General features: G+C 65.9%; 17 protein-coding genes. 5 read left to right on the top strand and 12 right to left on the bottom strand.

What is annotated here, in order from left to right; genetic code table 11:
* Positions 1–3 precede the first annotated feature (3 nt).
* The 6 genes from PIN01S_RS05350 to PIN01S_RS05325 are packed head-to-tail and all read right to left on the bottom strand — an operon-like array spanning position 4 to position 6,835.
* Positions 4–1,638: a BatD family protein gene (locus tag PIN01S_RS05350; RefSeq protein WP_084334135.1), complete on the bottom strand. Its 1,635-nt coding sequence runs from the start codon at positions 1,636–1,638 to the stop codon at positions 4–6.
* Positions 1,635–3,395 (bottom strand): VWA domain-containing protein, encoded by a 1,761-nt coding sequence (locus tag PIN01S_RS05345; RefSeq protein ID WP_084334133.1) that lies wholly within the window; start codon positions 3,393–3,395, stop codon positions 1,635–1,637. Before PIN01S_RS05345 ends, PIN01S_RS05350 begins: the two co-directional genes overlap by 4 nt.
* Positions 3,392–4,411, bottom strand: coding sequence for a vWA domain-containing protein (locus tag PIN01S_RS05340; RefSeq protein ID WP_084334131.1), 1,020 nt, complete (start codon positions 4,409–4,411; stop codon positions 3,392–3,394). Before PIN01S_RS05340 ends, PIN01S_RS05345 begins: the two co-directional genes overlap by 4 nt.
* Positions 4,404–4,898: a DUF4381 domain-containing protein gene (locus PIN01S_RS05335; RefSeq protein ID WP_084334130.1), complete on the bottom strand. Its 495-nt coding sequence runs from the start codon at positions 4,896–4,898 to the stop codon at positions 4,404–4,406. The genes PIN01S_RS05340 and PIN01S_RS05335 overlap by 8 nt, the downstream gene beginning before the upstream one ends.
* The gene (locus tag PIN01S_RS05330; protein WP_084334128.1) at positions 4,895–5,836 is read right to left on the bottom strand and encodes a DUF58 domain-containing protein; all 942 of its coding nucleotides are present in this window, start codon (positions 5,834–5,836) and stop codon (positions 4,895–4,897) included. Before PIN01S_RS05330 ends, PIN01S_RS05335 begins: the two co-directional genes overlap by 4 nt.
* A gap of 39 nt (positions 5,837–5,875) precedes the next feature.
* Positions 5,876–6,835, bottom strand: coding sequence for an AAA family ATPase (locus PIN01S_RS05325; RefSeq protein WP_084334126.1), 960 nt, complete (start codon positions 6,833–6,835; stop codon positions 5,876–5,878).
* A gap of 367 nt (positions 6,836–7,202) precedes the next feature.
* Here PIN01S_RS05325 and PIN01S_RS05320 point away from each other — a divergent pair, with 367 nt between their 5' ends.
* Complete coding sequence (locus PIN01S_RS05320; RefSeq protein WP_084334124.1) at positions 7,203–7,760, top strand: Tll0287-like domain-containing protein; 558 nt, start codon at positions 7,203–7,205, stop codon at positions 7,758–7,760.
* A gap of 42 nt (positions 7,761–7,802) precedes the next feature.
* On the opposite strand, the gene PIN01S_RS05315 is transcribed toward PIN01S_RS05320, so the two are convergent.
* Positions 7,803–8,999, bottom strand: a complete 1,197-nt coding sequence (locus PIN01S_RS05315) for an expansin EXLX1 family cellulose-binding protein (protein WP_084334122.1) — start codon at positions 8,997–8,999, stop codon at positions 7,803–7,805.
* A 443-nt stretch (positions 9,000–9,442) separates the two neighbouring features.
* Here PIN01S_RS05315 and PIN01S_RS05310 point away from each other — a divergent pair, with 443 nt between their 5' ends.
* Entirely contained in the window at positions 9,443–14,305 is a 4,863-nt protein-coding gene (locus PIN01S_RS05310) for an NAD-glutamate dehydrogenase (protein ID WP_084334120.1), read from the top strand.
* Positions 14,306–14,376: 71 nt separating this feature from the next.
* Here the strand turns inward: PIN01S_RS05310 and PIN01S_RS05305 are convergent, their stop codons facing one another.
* The 3 genes from PIN01S_RS05305 to PIN01S_RS05295 all read right to left on the bottom strand — a co-directional run bounded on the left by PIN01S_RS05305 (position 14,377) and on the right by PIN01S_RS05295 (position 15,948).
* Positions 14,377–15,390, bottom strand: a complete 1,014-nt coding sequence (locus PIN01S_RS05305) for an alpha/beta fold hydrolase (protein WP_084334118.1) — start codon at positions 15,388–15,390, stop codon at positions 14,377–14,379.
* Between the two features lie 97 nt (positions 15,391–15,487).
* Positions 15,488–15,745, bottom strand: coding sequence for a hypothetical protein (locus PIN01S_RS05300; protein ID WP_084334116.1), 258 nt, complete (start codon positions 15,743–15,745; stop codon positions 15,488–15,490).
* On the bottom strand, positions 15,742–15,948 hold the full coding sequence (locus PIN01S_RS05295) for a helix-turn-helix domain-containing protein (protein WP_084334114.1): 207 nt from the start codon (positions 15,946–15,948) through the stop codon (positions 15,742–15,744). Before PIN01S_RS05295 ends, PIN01S_RS05300 begins: the two co-directional genes overlap by 4 nt.
* 121 nt (positions 15,949–16,069) lie before the next feature.
* Here PIN01S_RS05295 and PIN01S_RS05290 point away from each other — a divergent pair, with 121 nt between their 5' ends.
* Entirely contained in the window at positions 16,070–16,585 is a 516-nt protein-coding gene (locus PIN01S_RS05290) for a helix-turn-helix domain-containing protein (RefSeq protein ID WP_084334112.1), read from the top strand.
* A gap of 61 nt (positions 16,586–16,646) precedes the next feature.
* Here the strand turns inward: PIN01S_RS05290 and PIN01S_RS05285 are convergent, their stop codons facing one another.
* On the bottom strand, positions 16,647–17,522 hold the full coding sequence (locus PIN01S_RS05285) for a DUF6685 family protein (RefSeq protein ID WP_084334110.1): 876 nt from the start codon (positions 17,520–17,522) through the stop codon (positions 16,647–16,649).
* 145 nt (positions 17,523–17,667) lie between these two features.
* On the opposite strand from PIN01S_RS05285, the gene PIN01S_RS05280 reads away from it, so the two are divergent.
* Positions 17,668–17,889: a DUF2835 domain-containing protein gene (locus PIN01S_RS05280; RefSeq protein WP_084334108.1), complete on the top strand. Its 222-nt coding sequence runs from the start codon at positions 17,668–17,670 to the stop codon at positions 17,887–17,889.
* Positions 17,890–17,941: 52 nt separating this feature from the next.
* Complete coding sequence (locus tag PIN01S_RS05275) at positions 17,942–18,967, top strand: quinone-dependent dihydroorotate dehydrogenase (RefSeq protein ID WP_084334107.1); 1,026 nt, start codon at positions 17,942–17,944, stop codon at positions 18,965–18,967.
* A gap of 103 nt (positions 18,968–19,070) precedes the next feature.
* On the opposite strand, the gene rmf is transcribed toward PIN01S_RS05275, so the two are convergent.
* On the bottom strand, positions 19,071–19,286 hold the full coding sequence (gene rmf / locus PIN01S_RS05270) for a ribosome modulation factor (RefSeq protein WP_084334105.1): 216 nt from the start codon (positions 19,284–19,286) through the stop codon (positions 19,071–19,073).
* Positions 19,287–19,332 lie beyond the last annotated feature (46 nt).

The raw sequence follows: 19,332 nt of genomic DNA, 5'->3' as shown, positions 1-19,332 counted from the left end.
CTCTCAGCGCGGATACAGCGGCGGCAGCGGGCTCGGTTCCTGCGGGCCGCTGGGCGCTTCGGCGGCGGGCAGGGCGCGGATCGCTTTCCACAGGTCATCGCCCTGCCAGTGCTGGCCGCTCTCGCTGTAGAGCGCGCCGTTCAGGCCATCCAGGGCATCCGACAGGGGTACGAAACGCGCCGCCATGTCGGCCAGGGTCTCCGGCTGCTGGCGGGCCCAGGCGTCGAGGGCCTGGCGGGTCGCCTGGGGATCGTTGGCCAGGCAGGCGCGCCTCAGGTCGTCGAGCAGCGTGCGTGGGCTCGGGCCGCTCTGTGCGCTGGGTGGGATCGCCGGCTGGCGGCGGGCGCGCCACCAGAGTCCGAAACCGAGCAGGGTGGTACCGGCCAGCAGTGCGGTGGCGAGCTGCCACGGCCATACGGCCGGTCCTTCGACGAGGATCGGGCTGGGCTCCGCACCACGCGGGCTGTCCATTTCCAGGCTCGGGTTGGCCGCCACTTCCAGGTTGCGGCCGGGCAGTTGGGTGCGTTCGAGGCGGTCTTCGCGGGTGTTCCACCAGACGACTTCCACCGGCGGCAACTCGATGCGCCCGGCGCGGGTGGGCACCAGTGCTTCGCGTTCTTCGCGGCTGCCGGTCAGGCCCCGTTCGCCCGCCGTCGAGGACAGTTGCGGCTGGTCGGGGTAGCGCCGCAGGCCCTCCACCTGGCCAGTGCGGATCGGCGGCAACTGGGCACTGGACAGGCCCTCGGCCTTGAGGATCAGGCTGCGGGTCAGCGAGTCGCCGACCATGGCGTGGCTGGGGTCAGGGTTCCAGGACTCGGCAAGACCCACGGAACGAGCCGGCAGCCAGGGCGCGTCGTTGGGGTAGCCGGCCGGGATCGGTTTGACCTCCAGCGGAATCTCCGGCGATTTCACCCGGGTCAGCTTGCCCGGTCGCGGGCCGAAGGGCAGGAAGTCGTCGCGCTGCGAGCGGTCCACCAGGGTGGCGCTGAAGGTCTGCGCGGGGATGGTTATCTCGCCGCTGCGCTGCGGGAAGATGGCGTAGCGCAGTTCGATGACGCCGTGGCGCACGCCGTTGATGGTCTTCTCGTAGGTACGCGGTTCGCCCAGAGGCTCGATGCGGGCGTCGGGCATCTGCAGCGGGGTCAGGCTGCTGTCGTCGTAGAGCGAGACCGAATGGTAGATGCGCAGGGTCAGTACCGCCTGTGCCTGCACGTAGATGCTGTCCTGGTCCAGGCTGGCATCGATGAACACCGGGGCCAACTGGGCGGTGTCCGCGCTGCCGCTGGGCTGGACGTGGAGGGTAATGGGCTGGGTCTCGGCGTCGGCCAGGCGCAGGGGCGGGACTTGCACTTCGCCGCTCTGTTTCGGCTGCAGGGTGACGATCCAGCGGGTGGTGGCGCGGGCTTCGCCGTTGAGCGTGGTGAGCCGGTTGACCTGGCGCGTGCCGAGCACGTCAAAGCGCTCTTCGAGCGGGCTCAGGTCGGGCTTGCCGAACAGCGTGGCGTCGGTCGACTCCAGGATCAATTCGACGGTTTCGCCTTCGCTCAGGCGCGTGCGGTCGACGCTGGCGGAGAAGCCCGCGGCGCCGGCCTGCAAGGCGAGCAGGCTGAGCAAAAGGGCACAAAGCAGGCGGATCATCGGTTCTGTTCCTGACGCTGTTGCTGTTCATACCAGAATTTGCGCCGCAGCAGCTCGCCCGGGTCGTCGGGGATCTGTCGCAGCCATTGTTCCAGGGCCTGGCGGCGCTCGGTGTCGAGCGAGTCGAGGGCTTCTTCGGCCTGGCTGGCCTTGGCGGGATCGCCGTCGCCGTTTTCCTGGCCGTTGCCTTGCGGCTGGCCGGCCTGTTGCTCCGAAGGCTTCTGCTCGCCGGTATTCCCGTTGTCCTTCTTCTCGCCGTTCTGCGGTTCGTTGCCGGCTTGTTGTTTCTCTGCCTCATCGCCGTTCTGGCTGTCGCCGGCGCTCTGTGGGGAGGATTGTCCTTGATTGGAATCGCCGTTCTGCTGCGCGTCCTGTCCTTGTTGCTGCTGTTTTTGCTTCTGTTGGCGCAGCAACTCTTCCACCAGTGCCTTGTTCTTGCGCGCCGGCTCCAGGTCCGGTTGACGCTCCAGGGCCTGATCGTAGGCATCCAGCGCGGCTTCCAGTTCACCGCTGCGGGCCAGGGCATTGCCGCGGTTGTATTGATCGGCAGCGCTATCGCCCTGGGCGAAGCGTTCGGCGGCGCCGGCGTAGTCGCCGGCCTGATAGAGCGCCTGGCCCTGGCGGCGCGGGTCTTCGAAACGCTGGGCGGCCTCGGCCGGGCGCTGTGCGTCGAGCAGGCGCTGGCCCTGTTGGTCGCGGCGCAGCCAGAGGTCGTCGAAATCGAAGGCATAGCCGGGTTGCGGCAGGCTGAGCATCAGCAGCGGCAGGCAGAACAGCCAGCCACGACGGCCGGCGCAGGCGGCGATCAGCAGGAGCGGCAGTAGCAGCCAGTAGCCCTGGTCGGCCCAGGCTTGCAGGCGGGTCGGTTCGCCGTCGCTGCGCAGGCTTTGCGGGCCATCGAGCAGGCCGAGGGCGCGCAGGTCGCTGTCGTCCAGGCGCGCTTGCCGGTAACTGCCGCCCAGTTCGTTGGCGAAACGCTTGAGCCCGGCGCTATCCAGGCGCGGCAGGAGGATCGCGCCCTGGGCATCCTTGAGGAACCCGCCGTTCTCGGCGGCGATGGGGGCACCCTGGGGGGTGCCGATGCCGAGGATACGCAGGCGCTCACCCTGCTCGAGGACGCGACGGATACCCTGGCGTTCCTGTTCGTCGAGTTCCGAGCCGATCAGCAGAATCTGGCCGTTGCCCTGGGCGCCTTGCTGGAGCAGGGCCAATGCCTTTTCCACGGCGAGGTCGGCGCGCCGCCCCGGCACCGGCATGATTGACGGCTTGAGCGACTCCAACAGGTTGCGGGTGGTGGCGAGGTCGTCGGAGAGCGGGACCAGCGTGTGGGCGCTGCCGGCGAAGACGACGATGGCCGTTTGTGCGTCGCGACGTGCTTCCAGCAGGTCGAGGAGCTTGCGCTTGGCCTGTTCCAGGCGGTTTGGCGCGGCATCGGTGGCGAGCATCGCGGGCGTCAGTTCGAGCAGGATCACCAGCGGGTCGGCGCGTTTCTGCGCGGGTTGCTCGACGCGCTGCCAGCTCGGCCCGAGCAGGGCCAGAAGGGCGAGCAGCCAGGCCAGGCCGAGGGCGATCCAGGGCAGCCGGCTGCCGCGCCCACGGCCACCGGACAGCAGCACCGCATGAAAGGCGGGCGGCAGCAGCAGTTGCCAGTGTCCGCTACGCCGTTCGCGGTGCCAGAGCTGCCAGAGCAGCCAGCCGAGCAATGGCAGCAGGACCAGCCAGTAAGGGCGCAGCCAGTGAGGCCAGAGCGCGATCATGTACGCCTCCAGAATCCGCGCGGCGGCCGGTGCAGCGCCTGCGGCCAGAGTTCGCGGACGACCAGCAGCAGGCTGAGCAGCAGGGCGGCGGCCAGCGGCCAGGCATACAGGGCCAGGGCCGGGCGCGCCTGGGTGGGTTGCTGGGCGACCGGCTCCAGGCGATCGAGGGTTTCTTCGATGGCTTCGAGTTCTTCGCTGGAGCGTGCGCGGAAGTAGGTGCCGCCGGTCAGTTCGGCGATTTCGCGCAGGGTCGGTTCATCCAGATCGACGCCGGGGTTGAAGCTGAGCAGGCCGAGGGCGCCGCTCTGCTGCGGGTCGGCGCCGATGCCGATGGGGTAGATGGTCACGCCGGCTTCGGCGGCGAGGCGGGCCGCGGTGATCGGCTCGATCTGGCCGCCATTGTTGGCGCCGTCGGTGACCAGCACCAGGACGCGGCTGTTGGCCGGGCGTTCGCGTAGCCGCTTGACCGCCAGGCCGATGGCGTCGCCGATGGCGGTGTTCTTGCCGGCGATGCCGATCAGCGCCTCGTCGAGCCAGGTGCGTACGGTGGCGCGGTCGAAGGTCAGCGGCGATTGCAGATAGGCCTGGCTGCCGAACAGGATGAGGCCGACGCGGTCGCCGCGGCGATCCTCGATGAAGTCGCCGAGCAGGTGCTTGACCAGGGTGAGGCGGCTGACTTCGGTGCCTTCCCACTCCATGTCGGCGTAGTCCATGGAGCCGGACACGTCCACCGCCAGCAGCAGGTCGCGCCCGCTGGCCGGCAACGGCAGCGGCTCGCCGACCCACTCGGGGCGGGCCGCGGCGAGCAGGAGGAGCAGCCAGAGCAGGGCGAAGGGCGCCTGCTGGCGCCAGGCCGGCAGGTTGGCACGGGCGCGGCGGCCGGCCAGCCCTTCCAGCTCGTCGAGGTAGGCGACCTTCAGTGCCGCTTCGCCGCTGTCGGCCACCGGCAGCAGGATGCGCAGCAGCCAGGGCAGCGGGGCGAGCAGGAAGACCCAGGGCCAGGCGAACTCAAACATGCTTGCGAATCCAGGTGTCCACGGCCTGGTTGAGACCGTCCACGGCCTTGTCGTCGAGCCTGCATTCGGCGCGGTAGGCGCCTTCCACCAGAATCATCCAGCGCGTCAGGCCGGCGGCCGGGCAGCGGCTGTCGAGAAAGGCGAGCCAACTGCGGCCGCTGAGGGTGTGGCTGTGGTTGTCCGGGTAATGGGCCCGGCAGAGGCGTTTGAGCAGGGCGTTGAGCTGTTGCAGCCAGGGACCGGCCGGTACGCCGTCGTAGGGTTTGCGCAATTGCGCCAGTTCGGCGAGGGCGGCCAGGCGCAGTGGGTCCAGTGGTTGTTCGGCGGCGACCTTGCGGCGTGGCCAGGGCAGCCGGCGACGCAGGCGCCAGAGCCCGGCGACCAGCAGCGGCAGCAGCACGGCCAGCAGCCACCAGCCGGGCGCTGGCGGCCACCAGCTCACCGGCGGTGGCGGAATCAGCGGTTGCAACTGGTCCAGCGGATTCATGGAGCGATGTCCTGGCGTTGCACGGCGAGGTGGTCGCGCAACTGATCGACCAGCTCGTATTGCGTGCTCAGCGGCAGCAGCGGTACGCGCAGCTTTTGCGCCAGGCGCTGCCAGCGGGCGCCGCGCTCTTCGCCACGGTCGCGGTAGGTGCGGCGCAGTTCGGCGGCGTGGGTATCCAGTTCGAGCAGGGCGCCGCGCTGGTCGAAGCGCAACAGGCCGGCGGCGGGCATGGCACGGTCGAGTGGGTCGGCGATCGGCAGCAGTAGTAAGTCGATGTGCCGCGCCAGCAGGGCGAGCTGGCGTTCGGCGTTGTCGTTCAGGGTGCGTTCGTCGCACAGCACCGCCACCAGGCTGCCGGGGCGCAGCACTTCGCGAGTGCGGCGCAGGGCCAGGGCGAAGGCGTCGCGGTTGGGCTGGATTTCAGTGTGCAGGGCGGTGTTGGCGCGGACCAGGCGGTTGAGCAGTTGCAGCAGGCTCTGCTTGCTGCGTCGGGGCTTGATTTCGTGGTGTTCGCTGTCGCTGAACACCAGCCCGCCGATGCGGTCGTTGTGGCCCAGGGCGGCCCAGCCGATGAACGCGGCGGCCTGGGCGGCGAGCACCGACTTGAACATCAGCGAGGAGCCGAAGAACAGTTGGCGACTCTGTTCGACGAGGACGAAGATCGGCCGTTCGCGCTCCTCGTGGAACAGCTTGGTGTGCGGTTCCTGGGTGCGCGCGGTGACGCGCCAGTCGATGTTGCGCACGTCGTCGCCGGCCTGGTAGACGCGCACCTGGTCGAAGTCGACGCCGCGCCCGCGCAGCTTAGAGTGGTGCAAGCCGATCAGCGGGCTGCGCCGGCCGGGCGTGGAGAACAGTGGCACCTCGCGCACGCGGTGACGCATCTCGATCAGTTCGGCCAGGCTGGCATAGATGCCGGGTTGCGGGGCGAGGCTGTGCATGGCGGGCTACGGCTGGTCGCTTACGGCGTGCTGTTGCATTTAGGCCACCGCCACCACGTCGAGGATGCGCTGGATGACCCGGTCCTGGTCGATGCCGGCGGCTTCCGCCTCGAAGGACAGAATGATGCGGTGGCGCAGCACGTCGAACAGCACCGCCTGGATGTCCTCGGGGCTGACGAAATCGCGCCCGGCCAGCCAGGCATGGGCACGCGCACAGCGGTCGAGGGCGATGGAGCCGCGTGGGCTGGCGCCGTAGGCGATCCACTCGGCCATCTCGGGATCGAACTTGGCCGGCGTGCGGGTGGCCATGATCAGTTGCACCAGGTATTCCTCCACCGCGTCGGCCATGTACAGGCCGAGGATTTCCTTGCGTGCGGCGAAGATCGCCTGCTGGCTCAGGCGGCGTTCCGGCTTGGTCTCGCCGTTGAGCGCCTCGCCGCGGGCCTGCTGGAGGATGCGCCGCTCTACGCCGGCATCCGGGAAGCCGATCCTGACGTGCATAAGGAAGCGGTCGAGCTGGGCCTCCGGCAGCGGGTAGGTGCCTTCCTGCTCGATGGGGTTCTGAGTGGCCATGACCAGGAACAGCGGCGACAGCTCGTAGGTGCTGCGGCCGATGCTGACCTGGCGCTCGGCCATGGCTTCGAGCAGCGCCGACTGCACCTTGGCCGGGGCGCGGTTGATTTCGTCGGCCAGCACCAGGTTGTGGAAGATCGGCCCCTGCTGGAACACGAAGCTGCCGGTTTCCGGACGATAGATCTCGGTGCCGGTGATGTCCGCCGGGAGCAGGTCGGGAGTGAACTGGATGCGGTGGAACTCGGCTTCGAGCCCCTCGGCCAAGTCCTTGATTGCCTTGGTCTTGGCCAGGCCGGGGGCGCCTTCGACGAGCAGGTGGCCGTCGGCGAGCAGCGCGATCAGCAGGCGTTCGATGAGTTTTTCCTGGCCGAGAATCTGGCTTGAAAGAAAGTGTCGCAGCGCGACGAGCGCTTCACGGTGTTCCATCGAGGGGCTCTTGTTCAAGGGTTCCGACGGGGTGGACCGTCATGGTCGGGCGATCACTTTAATCCAAGAGTGGTGTGGAAACTAACGGCCAGCGCACGAAGAGCGTTAGCGGAGTTGTCGGTGGCGCCTGGAAACGCCGTTCCGCTGGACAAATTACCCAATAACAATATATAAAAATACATAATATTGTTTGTTGAAGTGTATCCCGCGCATTCGCCTCGGGGCATCAGCATTCGATCCGTTTGGCGGGCGGGCCTCCGGTGCATCGGCCGGAGTGTCCGCAGTGCGCTTGCCCGGGGCAGAGCAGGGTTCGCATGCACCGCCGTTTCTGTTCTTTGCAAAAGGTCGTTGGGCCGAAGGAGTCTTCATGCGCCACCTCATCGCTGTTTGCTGTGTCCTGTTCAGTGTGCATGTCGCCGCCGAGCCGTGGGAGGAAATGGCCGCCGAAGGCGCGGCGCTGATCCCGCCGTTCCAGCAGCAATTGCTGGAGACGGTGAAGGCCGCCATGGCCAGCGGTGGGCCAGCCAAGGCGGTGGAAGCTTGCCAGTTGCTGGCGCCGGGTATCGCGTCCGCCCATTGGCGCGATGGCTGGGCGGTGGGGCGGACGGCGTTGAAGGTGCGTAACCCGGACAATGCGCCGGATGCCTGGGAGCGTGCCGTGCTCGAACGCTTCGCTGAACGGGCGGCGGCCGGCGAGCCGCTGGCGTCGATGCAGCAGGCCGAGGTGGTGGGTGGTGAGGTGCGGCTGATGAAGGCCATTCCCACCGGAGAGCCCTGCCTGGCGTGCCATGGCCGGAAGATCGAGCCGGCCCTGGCGGCGCTGATCGACCAGCGTTACCCGGACGATCAGGCCCGTGGCTTTGCCGTGGGCGATCTGCGCGGCGCCTTCACTCTGCGGCGCCTGCTGGAGTCGTCGGTGGAATAGGGAGATTCCGCCCGTTGCGGCAAGCAACGGGCGGAGAGGGCATCAGCGGTTGGCGCAGTAGCCGAACTCGGTGCTGGCACCGGCGGCGAGGGTGGCGTTCCAGTTGACGCCAGAGGCCGTCAGGGTTGCGCCGTCCTGGCTCCAGGTGGCATTCCAGGCGGTGTAGAGAGTGCCTGCCACGTTCAGCGCGATGTTCCAGGTCAGCGCAGCGCTGCCGGGGTTGGCGACGGTGACGGTGGCGCAGTAGCCGTTGCCCCAGTCGTTGTCGATGCGCTGGGAAACAGTCGCTTCGCTGGCCGGCGGTGTGGTCGTCGGGCCGCTTTCGTCGTCGTCGTCCGCCGAGTCGCAACCGAGGTCGGTGGGGTAGTCGATCAGGCCGTCGCCGTCGTTATCGATGTTGTCGAAGCAGGCCTTCGCCGGTTCTTCCGCCGTGCCGGCTTCGTCATCGTCGCTGGCGGAGGTACAGCCGCTGTCGGCCGGGTAATCGGTATTGCCGTCGCCATCGTTGTCAATGCCATCGGCGCAGGCCGCCGGGACGGGCTGCGGACTGGTCTCGAACTGCTGGTTCAGCACGATGGGCGTGGTCACCACCAGGGCGATGCCCTTGGCCTCGACGACGTGACCGAAGACGTCGGTGATGCGGAAGTCATACGGGCCTTCGCCCATGCCGCCGGCTTCGAGGAAGTAGTTGTACATCTCCCGTGGCAGCGTCTTGTAGGCCGCGTCGCCGTTGCTGCGACGATACTCCAGGCTCTTCACCGGGTAGCGCGCGTCGCGCACTTGCACGGCGGTCCACCACTGGCTGGAGCCTTCCTTGAAGAACAGCGACATCGAGGCGTAGGAGCAGGGGATGTACTTCCAACTGATCGGGAAGCGCCCTTCCTGGTAGGTGCCAATCTGGAGGAACGCCGGGTCGCTCATGTCGATGTCGCCCGGCGCGCATTCCGGGCAGCGGTTGTCGACCCGCGCGATCACCGTCTTGCCGGTTTCCGGCCGGGTGATCTCGACGCAGGCGCCGCACGCTTGGGAACCGGCGTAGTCGGTGTGGTTCATGGCGACGATGGGCAGGTCGTCCGGCAGCGGGAAACTGCACTGCCCGCCGGGGCCGCCACCGTAGCCGGTGGCTTCGCCGTAGTGGGTCTGATCGTAGCCGAGGTCGTCGGCCAGGGAGGGCAGCGACGTGCTGAGCAGCAGGCCGGCAGCCAGGAGGGTAAAGCGGCGTTTCATCGTTGTTTTCATGTCCACACCTTCATCCGTTGGTGGGGCCGGTTCCCTGGCGTTTCGTTTGGGCGCGCCTTCCCGAGGCGAAACCGCAGTCTAAGCGGTACGGTCGTGCCTGTTTTGTCAATTGATTCGCAGGTCATGCGATACGTGGTTGGCAGTTGTTTCGATTCGGCGATAACCCGAAGCAGCCCTATTTCCTGAACGAATATGTCGCAGCCTGGAAAGCTGCAAAGCGCCGTCACTCGCTAAGCTTTGGCGCGGATGTGACTGATGGGTCGTGGGACGCGCCTGAGTTCCATGGGTGCCGGTTCGATGCATTGGACTAGGCTCTGTACGGAGTACGCACAGGCGGTGCTCCGCAGGGGCCGGATGTTGAACCATGGCGTCGCGCACCGGTCTTCCCACCCGTCAGCCTTTGGGCACTTTCGATCGAACACACAGCCAACTGGAGTTAAACCATGGCGTTCTTTACGGCGGCCAGCAAAGCCGACTTCCAGCATCAACTGCAAGCGGCCCTGGCGCAGCACGTCAGCGAGCAGGCACTGCCACAAGTGAGTCTGTTCGCCGAACAATTCTTCGGCATCATCGCCCTCGACGAACTGATCCAGCGCCGGCTGTCCGACCTGGTCGGCTGCACGCTGTCGTCCTGGCGGCTGCTGGAGAACTTCGATCCCGCCAAGCCCGAAGTGCGGGTGTTCAATCCGGATTACGAGAAGCACGGCTGGCAGTCCACCCACACGGCGGTGGAAGTGCTGCATCGCGACCTGCCGTTCCTGGTCGACTCGGTGCGCATGGAGCTGAACCGCCGCGGCTATAGCATCCACACCCTGCAGAACAGCGTGCTCAGCGTGCGCCGCAACGCTGCCGGCGAATTGCTCGAACTGCTGCCCAAGGGCAGTCAGGAGGAGGGCGTGCAGCAGGAAGCGCTGATGTTCCTGGAGATCGACCGCTGCGCCAACGTAGGCGAGCTGCGGGCCCTGGAAAGCGCCTTGCAGGAAGTGCTCGAGGAAGTACGCCTGGCGGTGACCGACTTCCAGCCGATGAAGGCCAAGGCCCAGGAGCTGCTGGCTGCGCTGGACAAGAGCAAGCTGAAGGTCGACGCCGACGAGCTGGCAGAGGTCAAGGTCTTCCTCGGCTGGCTGCTGGACAACCATTTCACCTTCCTCGGCTATGAGGAATTCACCGTCGCCGAACAGCCCGGCGGCGGCCACATGGTCTACGACGAAAAATCCCTGCTGGGCCTGTCCAGGCGCCTGCGCACCGGGCTCAAGCCGGAAGACCTGCACATCGAGCCGGAAGCCGTGGCCTACCTGCGCGAGCCGCTGCTGCTGTCCTTCGCCAAGGCGGCGGTGCCGAGCCGCGTGCACCGTCCGGCCTACCCGGATTTCGTCTCCATCCGTGAGCTGGACAGCAAGGGCAATGTGGTCAAGGAGTGCCGCTTCATGGGCCTCTACACCTCTTCGGTGTATGCCGAAAGCGTGCATCACATCCCCTACATCCGCCGCAAGGTCGCCGAGATCAAGCGCCGCTCCGGCTTCGAAAGCTCCGCCCACCTGGGCAAGGAGCTGGCCCAGGTGCTGGAAGTGCTGCCGCGCGACGATCTGTTCCAGACCCCGGTGGACGAGCTGTTCAGCACCGCCATTTCCATCGTGCAGATTCAGGAGCGCAACAAGCTGCGCCTGTTCCTGCGCAAGGACCCCTACGGTCGCTTCTGCTACTGCCTGGCCTATGTGCCGCGTGATGTCTATTCCACGGAAATCCGCATAAAGATCCAGCAGGTGCTGATGGAGCGCCTGCAGGCCAGCGATTGCGAGTTCTGGACCTATTTCTCCGAGTCGGTGCTGGCGCGGGTGCAGTTCATCCTGCGGGTGGATCCGAAGAACAAGGTGCAGATCGATCCGCTGCGCCTCGAGCAGGAAGTGATCCAGGCCTGCCGTTCGTGGAAGGACGACTACACCAGCCTGATGGTGGAAAGCTTCGGCGAAGCCCAGGGCACGTCGATCCTGGCTCAGTTCCCGGGCGGTTTCCCGGCCGGCTACCGCGAGCGTTTCGCCCCGCACTCGGCGGTGGTCGACATGCAGCACCTGCTCAGCCTGGGCGACCAGCGCCCGCTGGTGATGAGCTTCTACCAGCCGCTGACGCAGGTCGGCCAGACGCTGCATTGCAAGCTCTACCACGCCGACAGCCCGCTGCCGCTGTCCGACGTGCTGCCGATCCTGGAGAACCTCGGCCTGCGCGTGCTCGGCGAGTTCCCCTATCGCATGCGCCAGCAGAACGGCCGCGAGTTCTGGATTCATGACTTCGCCTTCACCTATGCCGAAGGCGTGGACATCGATATCCAGCAGCTCAACGACACCCTGCAGGATGCCTTCATCCATATCAGCAACGGTGCGGCGGAGAACGATGCCTTCAACCGCCTGGTGCTGACCGCCGGCCTGGCCTGGCGCGACGTGGCGCTGTTGCGTGCCTATGCGCGCTACATGAAGCAGATCCGCCTGGGCTTCGACCTCGGCTACATCGCCAGCACCCTGATCAACCACACCGATATCGCCAAGGAACTGGTGCGTCTGTTCCGCACCCGCTTCTATCTGGCGCGCAAGCTGTCCGCCGAGGATCTGGACGACAAGCAGCAGAAGCTCGAACAGGCCATCCTCAGCGCATTGGACAATGTCGCGGTGCTCAACGAAGACCGCATCCTGCGGCGCTACCTGGACCTGATCAAGGCCACCCTGCGCACCAACTTCTACCAGCCGGACGCCAGCGGCCAGGCGAAGAGCTACTTCAGCTTCAAGTTCAACCCGCGCGCCATTCCGGAAATGCCGCGTCCGGTGCCGAAGTTCGAAATCTTCGTCTATTCGCCGCGCGTCGAGGGCGTGCACCTGCGTGGCGGCAAGGTCGCCCGTGGCGGCCTGCGTTGGTCCGACCGCGAGGAGGACTACCGCACCGAGGTGCTCGGCCTGGTCAAGGCCCAGCAGGTGAAGAACGCAGTGATCGTGCCGGTCGGCGCCAAGGGCGGCTTCGTGCCGCGTCGCCTGCCCGTCGGTGGTTCGCGTGACGAGGTGCAGGCCGAGGCCATCGCCTGCTACCGCATCTTCATCTCCGGCTTGCTGGATATCACCGACAACCTGAAGGAAGGCGAGGTGGTGCCGCCGGCCAACGTGGTGCGCCACGACGAGGATGACCCCTACCTGGTGGTGGCGGCCGACAAGGGCACCGCGACCTTCTCCGACATCGCCAACGGCATCGCGGCCGAATACGGCTTCTGGCTGGGCGATGCCTTCGCTTCGGGCGGCTCCGCCGGCTACGACCACAAGGCCATGGGCATCACCGCCAAGGGCGGCTGGGTGTCGGTGCAGCGCCACTTCCGCGAGCGCGGGCTGGACGTGCAGAAGGACAACATCACCGTCATCGGTATCGGCGACATGGCCGGCGACGTGTTCGGCAACGGCCTGCTGCTGTCCGACAAGCTGCAACTGGTGGCTGCCTTCAACCACATGCACATCTTCATCGATCCGAATCCGGATGCGGAGAAGAGCTTCGCCGAGCGCCAGCGCCTGTTCAACCTGCCGCGTTCGTCCTGGACCGACTACGACGCCAAGCTGATTTCCGCCGGTGGCGGGATTTTCCTGCGCAGCGCCAAGAGCATCGCGATCAGCAAGGAGATGAAGGAGCGCTTCGACATCGCTGCCGACAAGCTGACCCCGACCGAGTTGATCAACGCGCTGCTCAAGGCGCCGGTCGACCTGATCTGGAACGGCGGCATCGGTACCTACGTCAAGGCCAGCACCGAAAGCCACGCCGACATCGGCGACAAGGCCAACGACGCCCTGCGGGTCAATGGTAACGAGTTGCGTGCCAAGGTGGTGGGCGAGGGCGGCAACCTCGGCATGAGCCAACTGGGCCGCGTGGAATATGGCCTCAATGGCGGCGCCAGCAACACCGACTTCATCGACAATGCCGGCGGCGTGGACTGCTCGGACCATGAGGTCAACATCAAGATCCTGCTGAACGAAGTGGTCGCGGCAGGTGACATGACCGAGAAGCAGCGCAACAAGCTGCTGGCCGAGATGACCGATGCCGTGGGTCAACTGGTGCTCAACAACAACTACAAGCAGACCCAGGCGCTGTCCCTGGCGCAACGCCGCGCCCGCGAGCGGATCGGCGAGTACCGCCGCCTGATCGCCGCGCTGGAAGCGGCCGGCAAGCTGGACCGCGCCCTGGAGTTCCTGCCCACCGACGAGCAGTTGATCGAACGCGCCGCCAACGGCCACGGCCTGACCCGTGCCGAACTGTCGGTGCTGATCTCCTACAGCAAGATCGACCTCAAGGAAGCGCTGCTGAAGTCCCAGGTGCCGGACGACGATTACCTCGCCCGCGAGATGCAGACCGCCTTCCCGGCGCTGCTGACCGAGACGTTCGGCGAGGCCATGCGCCGCCATCGCCTGAAGCGCGAGATCGTCAGCACCCAGATCGCCAACGATCTGGTCAATCACATGGGCATCACCTTCGTGCAGCGCCTGAAGGAGTCCACCGGCATGAGCGCCGCCAACGTGGCCGGCGCCTACGTGATCGTGCGCGACATCTTCCACTTGCCGCACTGGTTCCGTCAGATCGAAGCCCTGGATTACCAAGTGCCCGCCGAGCTGCAACTGAGCCTGATGGACGAGCTGATGCGCCTGGGCCGTCGCGCGACCCGCTGGTTCCTGCGCAACCGTCGCAACGAGCTGGATGCCGCCCGTGACGTCGCCCACTTCGGCCCGCGCATCGCCGCGCTCGGCCTGAAGCTCGACGAACTGCTCGAGGGCCCGACCCGCGAGTTGTGGCAGGCGCGCTTCCAGACCTACGTGGATGCCGGTGTGCCGGAGCTGTTGGCGCGCATGGTCGCCGGTACCAGCCACCTGTACACCCTGTTGCCGATTCTCGAAGCGGCGGACCTCACCGGGCAGGACCCGGCCCAGGTCGCGGCGGCCTACTTCGCCGTCGGCGGTGCCCTGGACCTGACCTGGTATCTGCAGCAGATCACCAGTCTGCCGGTGGAGAACAACTGGCAGGCCCTGGCGCGGGAAGCCTTCCGTGACGATCTGGATTGGCAGCAGCGGGCGATCACCGTGTCGGTGTTGCAACTGGCCGATGCTCCGGAAGACATCGAGGAGCGCGTTGCGCTCTGGCTGGAGCAGCACCGTCCGTTGGTCGAGCGCTGGCGCGCCATGCTGGCCGAGCTGCGGGCGGCTACCGGCACCGACTACGCCATGTATGCCGTCGCCAACCGCGAGCTGATGGATCTGGCGCAGAGCGACAAGCAGGGCGTCTGCATTCCCTGATCGACGTCTGCGTCATTGGCTTTGTGCTCAGCCCCGCCTCGTGCGGGGCTTTTTTTATCCTGCGTTTTCGATCACTGCGCTCTTTCCAATCCCTTCAGCAAGGCTTCGTGGAAGCGCTGCGGGTCTTGGATCTGCGGCGAATGGCCGAGGTCGGCGAAGGTCACCAGGGTGGCACCGGGAATGCGCCGGGTGGCCTCCCGGGCGAGGCGCGGATAATCGCCGAGCTTCTTGCGCAACGGTTCGGGCGCGGCGTCCTTGCCGATGGCCGTGTTGTCGCGTTCGCCGATCAGCAGCAGGGTCGGCATTTTTAATCCTTCGAATTCGTAGAGCACCGGCTGGGTGAAGACCATGTCGTAGGTCAGCGCCGAGTTCCAGGCCACCTTGTCCTTGCCCGGCCCCTTGAACAGACCTGCCTGCATGCCGACCCAACGTTCGAATTCGGGCCGCCATTCGCCGGCGTAGTAGGTGGTGCGCTGATAGGCGCGGATGCTGTCGGCGCTGGTCCGTTGTTCGCGCAGGAACCACTCGTCGACACTGCGGTACGGCACGCCCAGGGCTTTCCAGTCTTCCAGGCCGATCGGATTGACCAGGATGAGCTGCTCGACCTGCTCCGGGTAGAGCAGGGCATAGCGGGTGGCGAGCATGCCGCCCATGGAATGCCCCATCAGGCCGAAACGGCTGATGCCGAGACTGTCGAGCAGGGCGCGGGTGTTGGCTGCGAGCTGGTGGAAGCTGTACTGGTAGTGGTTCGGCTTGGTCGATTTGCAGAAGCCGACCTGATCCGGCGCCACCACGCGGTAGCCGGCCCGGGTCAGGGCGCGGATGCTGCCTTCCCAGGTGGCGGCGCAGAAGTTCTTGCCGTGCAGCAGCACGAGTGTGCGGCCGTTGGGGCGTTCCGGTTGGGCGTCCAGGTAGGCCATCTCCAGCGTTTCGCCCTGGGACTGGAAGGCAAAGGTCTTGACCGGGAAGGGATAGTCGAACCCCTCCAGCCGTTCGCCATAGCTGGGCGTTTCGGCGGTCGGGGCGGCGTTCGCCAGGGTGGGCAGGCAAAGAAACGGGATCAGGCAGAGTGGCCAGCGTGGCATGCGATTTCTCCTTCAGGCATCCGAGCCGGCCGATTCGTCGGCAGGCTCAGGATTCGAGCCTCGAACCGGCCTGAGGTTTCACATGAGGCGGTCGCGATCAGGTGGCGCGCCGGGGCCTGAAACGGTGCGAATGCTCCGGCAGCCAGCGGTAATAGAAGTGGAACTCGAACAAGGCCGGGTGCAGGCAGGTGCAGAGCGTCTGGCCACCTTGTGGATCGCGGAAACGCAGGTAACCCAATTCGGCCAGGGAGCGAAAGGCTTCCTGTTCGGCATGGTTCAGCCAGATGGGTTTGCCGCGTGCGAGATCGACGGCGTGATGGCAGAGGCGAGGCAGGCTGACCTCGCCGGGTGTCAAGGTTGTTGGATGCGTCTTTCCAGCTCCTCCAGATCCACCAGGATCTGCTTGCCGAAGCGTCGGACGGGCAATTTTCCGCTTTCTATCCATGTCGCCACGATCTCCTGCTGTTCGCCCAGACCGATCAGTTCTGCGAAGCGCGTCACGCTGATGTAGCGGGGGTATTCAACAAACTGCGCTGGGGAGAGTTCTTCCAGTTTCATGCGGCTTCCTGCAACATGAGCAAGTCCATTTCCGACCTCGGGCAGGTCGGACATCGTCATTCTTGTTTACTAATATTTAGTAAGTCAATGCTTTCAGTGATGTACCCAGGATGGGATTTTCATGAATAAGAAATACTTCATGTTTTCGGCCGGCGAACGCATGCGGGGTCTGCGCGAACTGGCGGGGCTGAGCCGTCGAAAATTCTCCATGGTCGTCGGCATCAAACCGAAGCGGCTGGAAAATATCGAGAACGGCTGGCAGCGCATGCATGACGAGGATTTCCAGAAGGTCTGCAGTGTATTCCCGGAGTTCAGCCGCTGGATTTCCTACGAAGGGCCGCTCGACCCGAAGCCCATGGAGTTGAAGGTGGCCGATTCGGCGCAGAAGGCCGCGGTCTACCTGGTCAATCGCAATCCGGAGTTGCTCGAGGGCAGCGACCTGACCTTCGAGGAGTGGCAGCAGCGTCACGAGAATATCCTCAACGAACTGCAGGAGGCCGAAGCACAGCAGGCAGCCGAAGCACTGCGTGAGGGAGAGGAAGTGCCGGAGGCCAAGCCCAGGAGCAAGGCCAGAGCGAAAAGAGCCAAGGCCCTGGCTGAAGCTCAAGCCAAGGCAAAGGACAGCGAGCCGACGTGACGAGCGAGGTGGACTCCGGCCTGCCGGACGGAATCCGCCTCTCTTGTGGGCAGCCGGCCGATCAGAGCAACGTTTTCAGATAAGCAATCACATCGGCAGCCCCGGCCAGGTGCAGTCCTTCGCCCAGTGCGTTGGCCTCGGGGTTCTGCCGGGGCAGCAGCAACACTTCGGGGGCTCCTGGGGTGCGCAGCAGGGACAGGCGGGCATAGGGCAGGCCGTTATCCAGCAGCAGTCCCATGAAGCCCGGATCGTTCCAGGACTGAACCGGCATGGCCAGCGCGTGATAGTTCAGGCGCAGGGCGTCCAATCCTTCTTCGCTGAGGCGATAGCGGGTCAGCTCCGCTGGCAGGCTGATCTCCAGTCCGCGGCGGCGGGCATAAGCGATGGCGCAGGCGAAGGCTTCGCCATGGTGCTCGCCCGCCCAGAACAACCGTTCCCCCCGCCAGGTGGCCTGGCGCAGCGCAATCGGTTCGCCGCTCGAGAAACCGGGCAGCGGCTGGCCGAGGGCGCGCAGGAAATCCTTGTAGCTGATGATGCGCACGCAGCGACATGCCTGGGTCGCAGCGTAGTCTTCGAGGGTGCGGCAGGGTGGCGAATCCGCTGTGCCGCCGCCGAGGCCGTCGATCCGGCGCAGGTCGATGGCGTCCAGGTGGCTTTGGCTCTGTTCGACCACCCGGACCAGCACGGCATGGGCCTGAGCCTTGTCTTCCTGAACCGGGCCGGAGAGGGCGCCGCGCGGTAAGTCAACCAGCCATTGCAGGGGCGGCCCGGCTTGCCACCAGATGCTGTCGCTGACGGCCGGCAGGGCCTGGAACGGCAGGCGCAAGGCATGCGCGCGTTCCAGGATATGACGTGCCGCACGGCCGGTCAGCCCCAGACGCTGGGTCAGTGCGGCAAGGCGAGAGGACAGGGATGGCATCGGCTCGGGCAGACTCATGGCCAGAGGGAAACTCCAGGGGCATGTATGCCAGTGTGGCAGAGGGTTACGCGGGACGCACGGGCTTCGCGAAGCGAATAGTAACCTGACAACGCCTGGGGTTGTGGCAAACTGAACGCAATCATTGCGAGGGGAACCTCCATCCATGCCCAGCCTGTTGCTGGATATCGCCTTGTCCGCCGAGCGGCTGCGCGCTGTCTACCAGGGCCATGCCAATCGGGTGCTGCTGCGCAGTCGCGATGGTCGGCGGGTCAGCCTGCCGGCCCATCACCTGCGCCCCTTTCTGACTCACGAAGGCGTCTACGGTTCCTTTGCCCTGGAATTCAACGCCGACGGCGAGCTTCTGGCCCTGCGGCGCCTCGCCTGAGCGGGAGGGGGCGGCTATAATCCCCGGCCCATTCGTCCAACGATGCTCGCCCATGTACAGCCTGGCCCGCGATCTCCTGTTCAAACTGTCCCCGGAAACCTCCCATGAACTGTCCATCGACCTGATCGGGGCCGGCGGACGCCTGGGGCTCAATCGCCTGCTGAGCAAGCCGGTGCCGAGCCTGCCGGTGCGGGTGATGGGCCTGGATTTCCCCAATCCGGTCGGGTTGGCGGCGGGGTTGGACAAGAACGGCGATGCCATCGACGGTTTCGCCCAGCTGGGTTTCGGTTTCATCGAGATCGGCACCGTCACGCCGCGTCCGCAGCCGGGCAACCCGAAGCCGCGCCTGTTCCGCCTGCCGGAGGCCGAGGCGATCATCAATCGCATGGGCTTCAACAACCAGGGTGTCGATCACCTGCTGGCGCGGGTCAAGGCGGCGAAATACAAGGGTGTGCTCGGCATCAACATCGGCAAGAATTTCGACACACCGGTCGAGCGCGCGGTGGATGACTACCTGCTGTGTCTGGACAAGGTCTACCCGCATGCCAGCTACGTGACGGTGAACGTCAGCTCGCCGAACACCCCCGGCCTGCGCAGCCTGCAGTTCGGCGAGTCGCTGAAGCAACTGCTCGAAGCCCTGCGCCAGCGCCAGGAAGACCTGGCCCAGGTACATGGCCGGCGCGTGCCGCTGGCGATCAAGATCGCACCGGACATGAGCGACGAGGAAACCGTCCAGGTCGCTGAGGCGCTGCGTGATGCCGGCATGGACGCGGTGATCGCCACCAACACCACCCTGGGCCGCGAAGGCGTCCAGGGCATGCTGCATGCCGACGAGGCGGGCGGCTTGTCCGGCGCACCGGTGCGCGACAAGAGCACGCACACGGTCCGGGTGCTGGCCGATGCCCTGGGTGGGCGTTTGCCGATCATCGCCGTGGGCGGCATCACCGAGGGCCGGCATGCGGCGGAGAAGATCGCCGCCGGTGCGAGCCTGGTACAGATTTATTCCGGTTTCATCTACAAGGGGCCGGCGCTGATTCGCGAGGCGGTGGACGCGATTGCGGCGCTGCCGAAGGTGTGAGGCTGGAGTCGGAGGCATAAAAAAGGGCTCCTCGGAGGAGCCCTTCTGGGCTTGCGCCCGCCGCCCGGATGGGGCGCGCTTGATGAAATCGAGTGATCCTATATCAGCCTACGGCGTGGAGTTCGTTGAGTCGATGAATGCCGGCCGTGCCGGTCAGGCCGTCCCACTGGTCGCCTCGACCTTCGCGCCAGCCGTTTATCCAGGCTTGGCGGGTGGACGGATGGGTGAAAGGACAAAGATCCCGGGATTTACCATGGATGCCGTGCTGATAGCCGCGCAGAAATGCTCGTTCCAACGGATCACGCTTAAGTCTTCTCATAGGGTATTGCCCTCACTGTTGACTGTTATGTCCCGTTGGCCTCATG

Source organism: Pseudomonas indica NBRC 103045, assembly GCF_002091635.1.
Taxonomy (GTDB): Bacteria; Pseudomonadota; Gammaproteobacteria; order Pseudomonadales; family Pseudomonadaceae; genus Pseudomonas_M; species Pseudomonas_M indica.
Note: the sequence above shows the minus strand (reverse complement) of the source record. Positions and strands in the feature narration are given on the sequence as shown.